Source organism: Pseudomonas sp. SED1 (assembly GCF_034044025.1).
In the GTDB taxonomy this organism is placed as follows: domain Bacteria; phylum Pseudomonadota; class Gammaproteobacteria; order Pseudomonadales; family Pseudomonadaceae; genus Aquipseudomonas.
Genome location: NZ_JAXCIS010000236.1, coordinates 1 through 13470 on the forward strand (window position 1 = coordinate 1; position 13470 = coordinate 13470).

Here is a 13470-nt window from a genome sequence, read left to right on the forward strand (position 1 = left end):
TTTTGATCTGCTGTGTTCTTGAGAATGGGGCTATTCAAGGTTGCGCGCCGAATTGCTCAACGCCCTTGAACACTGCAACAACGCCGGCGCCAACTGCTTCTCCGCATCCGCCCTGCTCCACCGACTGGTGGGCGCCACCACATGCACCGCCGCCACCGGCCGGCCATTCGCCCCCAGCACCGGCGCGCCGATGGTCATGTCGCCCAGGAACAGTTCCTGGCCATTCACCGCATAGCCCTGTTCGCGCACCTGCTGCAACGACGCCATGATCCTGTCGACCTCAGTCAACGTTTGGCTGGTATGCGCCACCCGCTGGCTGTTCTCAATCAACACCAACGCCTCATCCTGCGGCAACGCACTCAAATACGCCCGGCCCGACGCCGTGCAGTACATCGGCACCCGCGAGCCAATCGGCATGTGCACCGGCACGAAACCCGAGCTGACAAACCGCGCGATATAGGTCATGTCGTATCCCGCAGGCTCGGTCAGGCACGAGGTTTCTCCGGTCAGCCGGGTCAATTCCGAGAGGAACGGGTTGGCCACCTCAATCAACGAATGCGCATCCAGATAACTGAAGCCCAACTCCAGCACCCGCGGTGTGAGTTGGTAATGGCGCGTGCGCGAGTGTTTCCGAAGGTAACCCAGGCTCTCCAGGGTAAATACCATGCGCTGGGCCGAGCTTTTGGTCATGCCGGCGGCCTCGGCCACCTCTGCAAGGCTCATGCTGCGGCGCTGTGCGCTGAATGCCTTGAGCACCGACAGGCCTTTTTCGAGGGATTGGTTGTGCAAGCTGTTGCGTTCTTCAGACATGGCGAACTCGTGGTCAGGTCGATCAAGCGTGGCGATATTTCTACACCAAACTGCGAAATTCGACCACTTAAAATCGCATAGCGATACGAATGGTTCATTTTATCGATTTTCTATACCGAGAAACGATTTTATTGAATCGAAATGGCATAGAGCTTGCGGTTTGCTTTCCAACCGCTTGCGGTACTGACGATCCGTTTTCCTTCTGGAGTAACCCGATGAACAGTCTTTCGCCCTTGTTTCGCCGCCTCGCCTTCGGTATTTGCGCCACCTTTTGCGTAGCAACCGTGCACGCCGCCGGTGCGGCCTCGTACAAAGTCGGTGCAACGGCCAGCGGTTCGCCGTTCACCTTCCTCGACATCAAGAGCAACAGCATCCAGGGCGTGATGGTCGACGTCGCCAATGCCGTGGGCAAGGCCGGTGGTTTCACCAGCGAAATCGAGCAGACCAACTTTGCCGCACTGATCCCGTCGCTCACCTCCGGCAAGCTCGACTTCATCGCCGCCGGCATGCTCAAGACCCCGGAGCGCGCCCAGGTGGTGGACTTCAGCGCGCCGGTGTATGCGTACGGTGAAGGGTTGATCATTAGCGAAGACGACAACGCCGCCTATCCCGACCTCAGTTCCCTGAAAGACCAGGTGGTGGGTGTGCAAGCCGGCACGATCTTCTACGACATGCTCAACAAGCTGGGGATCTTCAAGGAAATCCGCACCTACGACTCCATCGGCGAAATGGTCCGCGACCTGAGCCTGGGCCGCATCAAGGCCGCCGTGGGTGACCAGCCGGTGGTGGCCTACCAGATCCGCCAGAAGCTGTTCAAAGGCGTGAAGCTCGCCGCCGACTACAAGCCGGTGAACGTCGGCGAGGTGTGCCTGGTGGTGCGCAAGGGCGACAGCGAAACCCTCGCCCGCCTGAACCAGGCCATCGCCAGCATCAAGGCTGACGGCACCCTGGACGCAATCCTCAAGAAGTGGGGACTTGATGCCCAGGTGCAACCATGAACCCGGCTGAATTCCTGCAAAACGCCCAGGACTTCTTGCCGATCCTGCTTCAAGGCGCCTGGATAACGATCCAGATTACCGTGCTGTCGTTCCTGCTCAGCAGTGCGATCGGCCTGGTGCTGGCGTTGCTCAAGCTGTCGCCGATCCGCGCGCTGTCGTGGGCGGCGAGCACCGTGATCAATGTGATTCGCGGACTGCCGATCATCGTGCAGCTGTTCTACATCTACTTCGTGTTACCGGACATGGGCGTGCACCTCAGCGCGTTCCAGGCGGGCGTGATCGGCATGGGCATCGCCTACTCGGCGTACCAGGCGGAGAACTTCCGTACCGGCATCATCGCCGTCGAACAGGGCCAGCGTGAAGCCGCCGAAGCCCTGGGGATGCGCTCGGTGCTGATGATGCGCCGGGTGATCCTGCCCCAGGCCTTTCGCATCGCCCTGCCGCCCTACGGCAACACCCTGGTGATGATGCTCAAGGACTCGTCCCTGGTGTCGACCATCACCGTGGCCGAGATGACGCGCCAGGGCCAACTGATCGCCTCATCCACCTTCCAGAACATGACCGTGTACACCCTGGTCGCCCTGCTCTACCTGCTGATGAGCCTGCCGCTGGTGTATGGCCTGCGCCGCATGGAACAGCACCTGGGCCGGAGGAAAAAAGCATGATCGAGATTCGCCAACTGCAAAAACACTACGGCACCCATCGCGTGCTGCACGGCGTCGACCTGGACGTAGCCAAGGGCGAAGTGGTGTGCCTGATCGGCCCGTCCGGCTCGGGCAAGTCCACCCTGTTGCGCTGCATCAACGCTCTGGAAGCCTACGACGGCGGCACCATTAGCGTATTCGGTGAAACCGTGCAGCGCAGCAGCAAGACCGTGCACGCATTGCGCAGCCGTATGGGCATGGTGTTCCAGCGTTTCAACCTGTTCCCCCACCGCACCGTGCTGGAAAACGTGATGGAAGGCCCGGTGTACGTCAAAGGCGAACCGCTGAAACAGGCTCGCGAAGAAGCCCTGGCGCTGCTGGATAAAGTCGGCCTGTCAGCCAAGGCCGATGCCTACCCGGAACAACTCTCCGGCGGCCAGCAACAACGGGTGGCCATCGCCCGCGCACTGGCGATGAAGCCCGACGCCATGCTGTTCGACGAACCCACTTCGGCCCTTGACCCGGAACTGGTGGGCGATGTGCTGGAGGTGATGCGCACCCTGGCCGACGAAGGCATGACCATGATCGTGGTGACCCACGAAATGGGCTTTGCCCGGGAAGTGGCCGACCGCGTGTGCTTCCTGCACGGCGGCTACATCGTGGAGAGCGGGCCGGCCGAACAGGTGCTGGGCAACCCGCAACAACCACGTACCCAGGACTTCCTGCGCCGCGTGCTGCACCCCACCGCCAACACCCGGAGCCTGTCATGAAGTCACTCTGGGCCGCGACCGCGCCCGCTGCACCGCCGACACCCGCGCTGGCTGAGTCATTAAAGGTGGACGTGGCCATCGTCGGCGCCGGGTACACCGGCTTGTCCACGGCCCTGCACCTGGCGGAGCGCGGCGTGAGCGTGTGCGTGCTGGAAGCCAACGAACCTGGCTGGGGCGCGTCCGGGCGCAATGGCGGGCAGGTCAATCCGACGCTCAAATACGACCCGGATCAACTGGTGCAGATGTACGGTGCCGAGCGTGCCGAGCCGCTGATCCATACCGTGTCCAACTCGGCGGACCTGGTGTTCAACCTTATCCAGCGCCATGGCATTGACTGCGCTCCCACGCGCAAGGGCTGGATGCAGGTTTCCTATTCCGAAAAAGGCGTGGCGGGCCTGCATGCTCGCGCCGAACAATGGGAGCGTCGCGGAGTGCCGGTGCAGCGCCTGGATGCCCGCGCGGTGTCCGCCCGCATGGGCAGCCAGGCGTTTGCCGGTGGCTGGCTGGATGGCCGTGCTGGCGCCATCCAGCCCCTGGCCTATGCGCTCGGCTTGGTGCGTGCAGCGCAGGCGGCGGGCGTACGCATCCACGGGCAAAGCGCCGTGACCGCGATGCAACAGGCGGGGGCTGGCTGGAAGTTGCAAACCGCCAGCGGCGCGCAGGTGTCTGCCGGCCAAGTGGTGCTGGCCACCAACGGCTACAGCGGCGACTTGTGGCCCGGCATGGCCCAGAGTGTGCTCGCGGCCAACAGCTTTATCGTCGCCACCCGCCCCTTGAGCGGCACTGCGGCAGAGAGCATTTTGCCCGGGCAGGAAACCGTCTCGACCGCCCAACGGCTGCTGCTGTACTTTCGCAAGGATGCCCATGGTCGCTTGCTGATGGGCGGGCGCGGATTGTTCGAAGATCCCACGGGGCCAGCGGATTTTGCGCACCTGGAACGCTCCCTGGCGTTGTTGTTTCCGCAGCTGGGCAAGCTGGACTTCGAGTACCGCTGGGCAGGACGGATCGCGATCACCCGGGACTTTATGCCCCACGTCCACGAACCCGCGCCCGGCTTGACCCTGGCGCTGGGCTGCAACGGGCGCGGGATTGCGTTGTGTACCAGCCTGGGCCAGCAACTGGCGGGACGCTTGTGTGACAGCCGTTCGGATTTTTCTTATCCGGTAACTCCGCTGCAGCGACTACCCTTGCATGGGTTGCAGCGGTTCTACATTGGCGCGGGCGTGGCGTGGTACAGCTTGCTCGATCGCCTCTCCCTGTAGGAGCGAGCTTGCTCGCGAAAAACTCGAAGGCGCCGCGTCTCCTCAGGAGACCTGCGCCATCGTCAAAGCTCGCAGACCTCACCCTCGTCGCCGAAGAAATAGATATTCTCGTGCTTATACCCCCAGCGACCACCTCGCTCGCGAATATGCGGCTCAAAGGTAAAGCACGCCACCTCTTCAAGACGCCGGTGATTGCCCGCTTCGATGTAGAGCCTTTGGTCACGCTGTTCGCAGATGCTATGACCGACGTTGCCAGCGAAATCGAGGTTCTCGAAACCTTCGGATGCGATCAGGTCATTGGCGAATGCGTGGAGGTCGTTGAACGTGGTTTCAGGCCGGGCGAATGTGCGCATCATCGCGTGTAGCTGGTGCTCGACTTCATAGCCCCTGCTGAACTCCGCACCCGTCGGCACCGCCCGGCACACGCCTTCCTCCACGTAGAAAGAGCGGGCGCAGTCGCCCCATACATTGCCCGCTCTTGGGCTTAAATCCACCGTGATCAGACTGTGCAAACCAACCGCTTCGTCACTGGGCCGATAGTCGCGCCCCGACACCGAAAGCATACTGCGCGAACCCAGCAACACGAAGGCCGGGCAGTCGTAATACCAGGTCTCCGGATAGCCGGAATCCGCGAGCATCTGCGTCGCCATTTCGGCGATGGAGGCTTCAGTTGACTGTGGCGTGATTCGCGTAACGAGCTGCTGCAGCACCGACTTGGCGGCGGTCTGGACGACACGATTGGGCAACATGGACCGTCTCTGACTGATGGGTGATTGCGTCGATAGTATCAGCAGCAGACCTGACCGCGCGGCTGGCGACAGATGAAGTTCGGGAAGAAACCGCTCTCGGATTTTTCCGGCAGCTGTTTCAGGTTGTCGGTCGGACGGGGGCTGATTAACCTTCGCCGTCGCTGCCAATTCAGCGACCGGATTTGACCGTCCGCCTTCCCAAGTACACCTGTGCCAACATCGACTCAGGCGTTTTTTTCACGCCTGTTGTATCGTGTCGCGGCAGCTGTACGCGGGATACCTTCGGGTATGCCGGGTTTCCTTGGGACCGGTCGGTCAACCCGCGTATAGCTGCCACCCTAATTCGTTTGACCGCGAATCGTGACAGCTCCACTTCCCTTGGAGTTTCACCATGATTAAAGACAGCCCCAATCCCCCTGGCCATTCAGACTTCGACACCAGCACACTGCACGAAGTGGCCTATCGCGCGATCAACCACTACCTCAATCCCGGCAAACCGATACCCGAACCTACCGATGGGCTCTTCACCGTGCGCGCCGACCTGGGCACGGAAACCCTGCTGGTCAACGCGTCCCAGGACCTGGCCTCCATCAGCGATATCGCCACCCACTTGGCCTTTGAAGTCGACGGAGCCCAACGCAATGTGGCGCTGGGCATCTGCCGCATGATCGAAGGCGTTCAATTGCTGGTCGACAAGGCACTGAATGTGACCCACCCAAGTGCCTAAAACTTAGGCCAGCGCTCCTACGCAAAGCGTGGGAGCGATCAAGCCCTAGAACACCGACCACCCAATCCGCTCGCTCAACAACTCCAACGCCTTCATCCCCGCCAGGGAATTCCCCGCCGCATTCAACTCCGGCGACCACACGCACACCGTAAACTGCCCCGGCACCACCGCGAGTATCCCGCCGCCTACCCCGCTCTTGCCTGGCAAGCCAACGCGATAAGCAAAATTCCCCGCCTCGTCATAGAGCCCGCTGGTGGCCATAATCGAGTTCACTTGCTTGGTCTGGCGCGCCGTCAGAATCTGCTCGCCGCTGTGAGTGCACACGCCTTCATTCGCCAGAAAGCAAAACGCCTTGGCCAAATCCAGGCAGCTCATCTGCAACGCGCAGTAGTTGAAGTAGCTGTGCAGCACCGCATCCACATCATTGTGGAAGTTGCCGAACGACTTCATCAGGTATGCCATCGCCGCATTGCGCGCACCGTGCTGGGCTTCGGATTCAGCCACGACGCTGTTGACCAGGATCTGCGGGTTGCCCGACAGCCGCCGCACGAAGTCGCGCATGGACAGGATCGGTACAGCAAAGCGCGATTGGTTGATGTCGCAGATCACCAATGCCCCGGCGTTGATAAACGGGTTACGTGGCCGCCCGCGCTCAAACTCCAGCTGCACCATGGAGTTGAACGGCTGCCCCGACGGTTCGTGGCCCAGGCGCTCCCAGATACTTTCGCCGCCATGGTCGATGGCCTGCACCAGGCTGAACACTTTGGAGATGCTCTGCACGGAGAACAGCGTGTGAGCATCGCCCGCGCAATAGAACGAGCCGTCATTGCCATACACGGCAATGCCCAGCTGCTGCGCCGGTACGTCGGCCAGTGCGGGGATGTAGTCGGCGACCTTGCCGAGGCCGATCAGTGGACGAACTTCGTCGAGGATCGACTCCAGGAGGGCCTGCATGTTTTGTTCTGGCATGGTATGGGAATAGTTGTTGAGCGGGGCGCGGAGGATACCTGAAACAACGGGCCCAGGCAGGCCTGCCAACCCTTGAGTTAATAGGCCTCGCCTTCGTCGCCCCGAATATTGGCAGAGAAGGCGCGGGCTATTTCCCTGGCTTTTTCAAGGGTCTCATCGCTGTAGACAAATGCTATCGAGCCGCGACGGTAATCGAAGTAGTACTGCTGCTGCGTCACCGGAGAGGTCCAGAACGCTGTGTTATTACCACTGATGGTAACGGTTTCACCGGTCTTGGGATTAACACCGACTGTCTCACTTTCGAGGTTCATCGATGGGTCATTCGCACAAAACGAATGCCATTCTTCAGGCGAGATTGTGCTGCTTTCGGCTCTCTTGATGTGGATCTCATACGCCATTGGCATCTACTCCGGACAGGTGATTGGGGCACCGACGTTACCAGAAAGTTGGCTCCGCCGGCGCACCTGCAGCGCCTGTCACACCTTCTCCCGCCCCTTGAACGCCACCGAAAAACAAAAAAATATCAACAACGCAAACCCTGCCGGGAACAGCCAGATGCTGCGCCAGTCATGGCTGCCCCCTGCCGCTAGATAGTGGTCGGTCACCTGCCCCGCCACCCAGAATCCAATCAACATCCCCACGCCATAAGTCGCCAGGGTAATCAGCCCCTGGGCCGAACTCCTGAAGCGTTCCGGTGCTTTCGCATCGGTGTAAATCTGCCCCGAAACGAAAAAGAAGTCATAGCAGATGCCATGCAGCGCAATCCCGGTAAACAGCATGAACGCCAGTTCGCCGTTGTTGCCGTAGGCGAACAGCGCATAGCGCAGCGCCCAGGCCAGCATGCCGACCAGCAGCGCGATCTTGATGCCGAAGCGCTGGATAAACAGCGGCAACAGCAACATGAACAGTACTTCGGACACCTGCCCGATGGCCATCTTCGCCGTTGGGTTGGTCACGCCGATTTCCGCGAGAAACGGGTTGGCGTTCTGGTAGTAAAACGCCAGGGGAATGCAGATCAGGATCGAGGCGATGAAGAACACCAGGTAGCTGCGATCCTTGAGCAAGCCCAGCGCATCCAGCCCCAGCAGTTGCTTGATGTCGCCACTGCCCGCCTCGGCTTTCAACGGTGCAGTACGCGGTAAGGTGAAGCTGTAGAAACCCAGCACCAGTGACGCGATGGCGGACATCAGGAACGTGTTGCGCAACGCGCCCGTGGTGATCGACTGCTGGGAATCCCAGGCGAATACAAAACTGATCACCAACCCCGCGACGATCCAGCCCAAGGTGCCCCACACGCGGATGCGCGAAAACTCCTGCGCCGGGTCGCTCATTTGCCGGAAGGCCACCGAGTTCACCAGCGCCAGGGTTGGCATGTAGATGACCATGTACGCGAGCACGTAAGGGTAAAACCCGATGAAGTCCGGCGCGCGGTACAGCTGGTAGAGCAGCACTGCGCCGATCAGGTGCAGCACGGCCAGGATGCGCTCGGCATTGAAGTAACGGTCGGCGATCAGGCCGATGATAAACGGCGCGATGATCGCGCCCCACGACTGGGTGGAAAACGCCATGCCGATTTGCCCGCCACTGGCCCCCAGGTTGCTGGCGAGGAAAGTGCCGAGGGTGACGAACCAGCCGCCCCAGATAAAGAATTGCAGGAACATCATGACGCTCAGTCGCGCTTTCATTGGGGTCACCGTTTTATTGTTATTTTGGGTCAGAAGCGGTGTTCAGGCATCGGGCAGGCCCAGTAGCCGTCGGTTGGAGTGCTCGTCGGACGTCACGCCGGCGAAGTCGTCGAATGCCTTTTTGGTCTTGCGGATCATGTGCTGCTGGATGAACGTCGCCCCTTCTGCCGCGCCTTGTTGCGCATCCTTCAGGCAGCACTCCCACTCCAGCACGGCCCAGCCGCTGAAGTCGTACTGGGTGAGCTTGCTGAAGATCGATTTGAAGTCGATCTGGCCGTCGCCCAGCGAGCGGAAGCGACCGGGACGGTCGACCCATCCTTGATAGCCTCCGTAGACACCGGAACGTGCATCGGGGCGGAACTCAGCATCCTTGACGTGGAACATGCGGATGCGCGCGTGGTAACGGTCGATAAAGCCCAGGTAGTCCATTTGCTGCAACAGCAGGTGGCTGGGGTCGTAGAGAATGTTGGCGCGGGGATGGTGATCGACGGCGTCGAGGAAGCGTTCAAAGGAGGCGCCGTCGTGCAGGTCTTCGCCGGGATGGATTTCGTAGCAGAGGTCGACGCCGGCGGCTTCGAAGCAGTCGAGGATCGGCAGCCAGCGCTTGGCCAACTCAGCGAAGCCTTGTTCCACCAGGCCGCTGGGGCGTTGTGGCCAGGGGTAAATGTAAGGCCAGAGCAACGCGCCGGAGAAGGTCGCATGGGCCTTTAAACCAAGGCGCTGGCTGGCGCGGGCGGCGAGTTTCAATTGCTCGATGGCCCACTCGGTACGTGCCTGGGGCTGGCCTCGCAGATAGGCCGGGGCGAAGTCGTCGAACAGCGTATCGAACGCTGGGTGAACCGCCACGAGCTGGCCTTGCAGGTGGGTCGACAGCTCGCTGATTTCGACACCGGCGTTGGCACAGGTTGCCTTGAGTTCGTCGCAGTAGGCTTGGCTTTCGGCGGCGCGGGCCAAGTCGATATAGCGAGTGCCGAGGGTCGGCAGTTGGATCGCCTTGTAGCCCTGGGATGCTGCCCATTGGGCGATGTTGGCCAGGGTGTCGAAAGGTGCTTCGTCCGAGATGAACTGGGCGAGAAAAATGCCGGGGCCGCGCATGTTTGTAATCTCCTTCATGAGTGGGCTGCCAAGGTGGTCCACTTCGCGTCGCCGCGATGGTTGCTGATCACGGCTTCGATAAAGGCCATGCCGCGTACGCCGACTTCGATGCCGGGCACGCCAGCGGCCGCGGTGCCTTGGCGAATGGCCGTGGCAAAGTCGCGGTAGAGGTTGGCCATGGCTTCGAGGTAACCCTCGGGATGCCCGGCAGGCAGGCGCATGCGTTGCAGTGCCGCGTCGCACAGCCAGGGCTGGCCGACGCCGGAACGCAGGACGCGCAGGGGTTGATCGAGGGAGCGATGGATCAGGCTGGCGGGTTCTTCCTGGCGCCATTCCAGGCCACCTTTGTCGCCATAGAGGCGGATCTTCAGCGGGTTCTCTTCACCGGCACACACTTGGCTGGCGATCAGCACGCCGCTCGCACCGGAGGCCATCTTGAACAGCATGGCGGCATCGTCATCCAGTTGCCGGCCGGGTACGTGGATGCCCAGGCTGGCGCAAAGCTGTTCGATCGGTTGGTCGGCGATGAACTCGGCCAGGGAAAACGCGTGGGTGCCGATGTCGCCGATGCAGCCGCCGAGCCCCGACAGCTCGGGCCGGCCACGCCACTCAGCCTGTTTGCTGCCCTGCCCGGCCACGTCCTGGCTGAGCCAGCCTTGTGGGTACTCGACGATCACTTTGCGCAGTGCGCCGATGACGCCATTGCGCACCATGTCGCGGGCCTGCCACACCATCGGGTAGCCCAGGTAAGTGTGTGCCAGTCCGTAAAGCCCGGCGCTATTTTTGACGACTTCTGCCAGCGCCTGCACTTCGGCAAGGTTCAATGCCGCAGGCTTCTCGCTGAACACATGGAAGCCGGCCTGCAACGCCTGGGTCGCGATGGGTGCGTGCAGATGATTGGGGGTAACGATCACCAGCAGTTGCATGCGCTGCCCGGCCGGGAGCGCCTGTTCGGCGGCCAGCATCTGTTGCCAGTCGCTGTAGCAGCGGGACGCAGGCAAGCCCAGCGCATTGCCGGTGTTGCGATTGTTCTCGGCCTGGCGACTGAAGGCACCGCACACCAGTTCAAAGCATCCATCCAGCCCCGCCGCCTGGCGGTGGGCCTGGCCGATGAAGGCGCCTTCGCCGCCGCCAACAAAGCCCATTCTTATTTTTTGCACAGCAGCCGTCATCGCAAGTCTTCTCTTTTTGGGTCATTACCGGCCATGATGTAACCGGTTACATCGTGCCGGAAATTTAGGCCCAGTTGCTCACGGTGTCAAACCCCGACTGCGGTAAACTTGCCGGCTGCTGCTCTGATAACGAGGTTGTCTTGTCCAATATTCGCGAAGTCGCCCGCCTGGCCGGGGTTTCGGTGGCCACCGTGTCACGGACCCTGGCCAGCCCTGAACGCGTGCTCCCCGAGACCCGGGACAAGGTCAACGCCGCCGTGGAACAGACCGGCTACCGGCCGAACCGCATGGCGGTGCAATTTCGCTCGCGGCGCACCGGCAACCTGGTGATTCTGGTACCGGCGATTGCCAACACGTTTTTCGCCCGGGTGATCAGCGGCGCACAGCAAGCGGCGCAGGCGTCGGGCTATCGGTTGCTGTTGTGCGACACCCGGGGCCAGGCTGAAATCGAAAAGCAGTTCGCCGAACTGGTCCACGCCCATCAGGCCGATGGGGTGATTCAGTTGCGCGCATCCGACCCTTTCAGCGATTGCAGCGAATCACCACCGCTAGTGAACGCCTGCGAAGTGATCCAGAACGGCCGTCATCCCACCATCAGCCTCGACAACCGCGGCGCGGCTATGGCCATGACCCAGCATTTGATCGACCTCGGCCACCGCCGCATCGGCTTGATCAAAGGCCCGAAAAGCAGCCCACTGACCCAAGACCGCGTGGCCGGTTATGAAGACGCCTTGCACGCCGCAGGCATCCCCCGCGACCCGGCACTCATCTGCCACGGCGACTTCACTTTGCACGCCGGTTTCGAGGGTGCAGGCAACATGCTCGACCTGGCCGAACGCCCCACCGCGCTGTTCTGCGAAAACGACGAAATGGCCATCGGTGCCTTGAAGCGCATCAAGCAACAGGGCCTGCGCGTGCCCCAGGATATTTCCCTGGTGGGCTTTGATGACATCCCCTTCGCCGCCTACTGCGACCCGCCGCTGACCACCATTGCCCAGCCTGCCGAAACCTTTGGGCGCAAGGCGGTCGAGATGCTCATCGCCCTGATCGAGAAAACGCCACTGCCAGAACGCCAGGTGGTATTGCCATTCGAGCTCACCTTGCGTGGCAGCACGGCAGCGCCAAAGACTCAATAGTGCGCCACGTCCGACACCTGGGTATCCAGCACGTCCCGCGCCAGTGCCCAAGCCTGATCCGTGGATTCGACTACCAGTAACGGGTAGCCCCACGCCTTGCCAAACATCACCGCAAACGGCTTGAGCGCCAGGCGCTTGGCCGCGCTGGGCTCCACCTGAATCATGCCTTTGACGAAAGCACGCAGGGCCACCTTGTTCTTCTTCATCCAGATAGAAGCGTGTTTGCGTTCTTCGTGGGAGTGCTCGTGAGTGCTTTCGTCCACGGCCTTTTCATGCAGCAGTACGAAGGGTTCTTCGCGCTGCAACAACGCCTCGAACGCCACAAAGGTGTCTTGCGGTGGCGTGTCGCTGGGGGCGTCGAAAACGATTTTCACCACCGGGAATGTAGAACTGTCGAGTTGCATGGGAAGCACCTTTAACGAGAATGTTTCTCATAATAGTCATGCCATCACTGGACGCCATTGCACAGAATAGCCAGAATGTTTCGCATTCCAGCCAAGACCCGTCCCCGCCATGTACAACCATCGCCTCGAAACCCGTGACCCGTTGCGCCCGGCCCTTGCCGATGCGATTCCCCGTGCTGTAGTCGCGGTGAGCGCCTCGAGCACCTCCGCCAGTTGGGAGCACGCGCCGCACCAGCACCGCAAAGGCCAGTTGATGTACACCTTGCGCGGGGTGATTCATTGCGTCATCGAACAAGGTATCTGGATCGTGCCCCCCCAGTGCGCACTATGGATTCCCGGCGGCCTTTCCCATGCCGCACGCGGTTCCGGTGCAGCAGATGTGTACTGCCTGCTGGTCGACCCAGACGCTGCCGGCGCCCTGCCACGGCAATGCTGCACGCTGGCGGTATCGCCGCTGTTACACGAATTGATCAGCAAGGCTGTCAGCTTCCCGCCGCTGTACAACACCGAGGGTGCACAGGGCCGATTGGTGGCCACCCTGCTGGACGAACTGGCGCTGGCGCCGATCGAGGCCCTGCACTTGCCCATGCCACGGGACATTCGGCTGCGGCGCTTGGCCGACAGTTTGCTGGCCAACCCCAGCGACAAAGCCACCCTGGGCGAATGGGCGGTGCGCATCGGCATGAGCGAACGCAGCATGACCCGGCTGTTGCTGGAAGAGATCGGCCTGAGTTTCGGCCGCTGGCGCCGACAGTTGCATGTGATCCTGTCACTGCAGCGCCTGGCGAAAGGCGAAAGTGTGCAGACGGTAGCGCTGGACCTCGGCTATGAAAACGCCAGCGGCTTCATCACCATGTTCCGCAAGGCCATCGGCCAACCTCCGGCGCGCTACCTGGCCGACCGCGCGAGCATCTCCCAGCACTCAACGCCCGCTATTGCCTTGCTGGATTATTATAAATAGTCACGTATAAGCGTTTTAGAGCTTAAGGACTAGAAGGGTTAAATCATTTCAGCCAAAAAATATCAACCCGCCTAAAATACTTATCGCA

The 13470-nt window shown here is 61.3% G+C and carries 15 protein-coding genes; 7 read left to right on the forward strand and 8 right to left on the reverse strand.

Annotated features, from left to right (window positions below):
- Positions 1-30 precede the first annotated feature (30 nt).
- On the reverse strand, positions 31-810 hold the full coding sequence (locus tag SNL23_RS30460; RefSeq protein WP_076017050.1) for an IclR family transcriptional regulator: 780 nt from the start codon (positions 808-810) through the stop codon (positions 31-33).
- Between the two features lie 215 nt (positions 811-1025).
- Between SNL23_RS30460 and SNL23_RS30465 the strand changes: the two genes are divergently transcribed.
- From SNL23_RS30465 to SNL23_RS30480, 4 genes are read left to right on the forward strand one after another with little or no spacing between them, the layout of a single operon-like run.
- Entirely contained in the window at positions 1026-1808 is a 783-nt protein-coding gene (locus tag SNL23_RS30465; RefSeq protein ID WP_318304610.1) for an ABC transporter substrate-binding protein, read from the forward strand.
- Positions 1805-2473 (forward strand): ectoine/hydroxyectoine ABC transporter permease subunit EhuD, encoded by a 669-nt coding sequence (ehuD, locus tag SNL23_RS30470; protein ID WP_318304611.1) that lies wholly within the window; start codon positions 1805-1807, stop codon positions 2471-2473. Before SNL23_RS30465 ends, ehuD begins: the two co-directional genes overlap by 4 nt.
- Positions 2470-3222 (forward strand): amino acid ABC transporter ATP-binding protein, encoded by a 753-nt coding sequence (locus tag SNL23_RS30475; protein ID WP_318304613.1) that lies wholly within the window; start codon positions 2470-2472, stop codon positions 3220-3222. The genes ehuD and SNL23_RS30475 overlap by 4 nt, the downstream gene beginning before the upstream one ends.
- Complete coding sequence (locus SNL23_RS30480) at positions 3219-4484, forward strand: NAD(P)/FAD-dependent oxidoreductase (RefSeq protein ID WP_318304614.1); 1266 nt, start codon at positions 3219-3221, stop codon at positions 4482-4484. Before SNL23_RS30475 ends, SNL23_RS30480 begins: the two co-directional genes overlap by 4 nt.
- 62 nt (positions 4485-4546) lie before the next feature.
- Here the strand turns inward: SNL23_RS30480 and SNL23_RS30485 are convergent, their stop codons facing one another.
- Positions 4547-5233 (reverse strand): M24 family metallopeptidase, encoded by a 687-nt coding sequence (locus tag SNL23_RS30485; RefSeq protein ID WP_318304615.1) that lies wholly within the window; start codon positions 5231-5233, stop codon positions 4547-4549.
- A gap of 391 nt (positions 5234-5624) precedes the next feature.
- On the opposite strand from SNL23_RS30485, the gene SNL23_RS30490 reads away from it, so the two are divergent.
- A complete protein-coding gene (locus tag SNL23_RS30490) occupies positions 5625-5960 on the forward strand; it encodes a DUF6124 family protein (protein ID WP_318304616.1) in 336 nt (111 codons plus the stop codon).
- A 45-nt stretch (positions 5961-6005) separates the two neighbouring features.
- Here the strand turns inward: SNL23_RS30490 and glsB are convergent, their stop codons facing one another.
- From glsB to SNL23_RS30515, 5 genes are all read right to left on the reverse strand, one after another.
- Positions 6006-6914: a glutaminase B gene (gene glsB / locus SNL23_RS30495; protein ID WP_010171887.1), complete on the reverse strand. Its 909-nt coding sequence runs from the start codon at positions 6912-6914 to the stop codon at positions 6006-6008.
- A gap of 92 nt (positions 6915-7006) precedes the next feature.
- Positions 7007-7327, reverse strand: coding sequence for a hypothetical protein (locus SNL23_RS30500; protein ID WP_318304618.1), 321 nt, complete (start codon positions 7325-7327; stop codon positions 7007-7009).
- A 78-nt stretch (positions 7328-7405) separates the two neighbouring features.
- A complete protein-coding gene (locus SNL23_RS30505) occupies positions 7406-8614 on the reverse strand; it encodes a nucleoside permease (RefSeq protein ID WP_318304619.1) in 1209 nt (402 codons plus the stop codon).
- A 42-nt stretch (positions 8615-8656) separates the two neighbouring features.
- Positions 8657-9709 (reverse strand): sugar phosphate isomerase/epimerase family protein, encoded by a 1053-nt coding sequence (locus SNL23_RS30510; protein ID WP_318304620.1) that lies wholly within the window; start codon positions 9707-9709, stop codon positions 8657-8659.
- Positions 9710-9723: 14 nt separating this feature from the next.
- A complete protein-coding gene (locus SNL23_RS30515; protein ID WP_178124260.1) occupies positions 9724-10854 on the reverse strand; it encodes a Gfo/Idh/MocA family protein in 1131 nt (376 codons plus the stop codon).
- A 167-nt stretch (positions 10855-11021) separates the two neighbouring features.
- Between SNL23_RS30515 and SNL23_RS30520 the strand changes: the two genes are divergently transcribed.
- Entirely contained in the window at positions 11022-12017 is a 996-nt protein-coding gene (locus tag SNL23_RS30520; RefSeq protein WP_318304622.1) for a LacI family DNA-binding transcriptional regulator, read from the forward strand.
- Here SNL23_RS30520 and SNL23_RS30525 read toward each other — a convergent pair.
- On the reverse strand, positions 12011-12421 hold the full coding sequence (locus SNL23_RS30525; protein WP_318304623.1) for a hypothetical protein: 411 nt from the start codon (positions 12419-12421) through the stop codon (positions 12011-12013). The genes SNL23_RS30520 and SNL23_RS30525 overlap by 7 nt on opposite strands.
- 109 nt (positions 12422-12530) lie before the next feature.
- Here SNL23_RS30525 and SNL23_RS30530 point away from each other — a divergent pair, with 109 nt between their 5' ends.
- Positions 12531-13382, forward strand: coding sequence for an AraC family transcriptional regulator (locus tag SNL23_RS30530; RefSeq protein ID WP_167663187.1), 852 nt, complete (start codon positions 12531-12533; stop codon positions 13380-13382).
- The last annotated feature ends 88 nt before the right edge of the window (positions 13383-13470 follow it).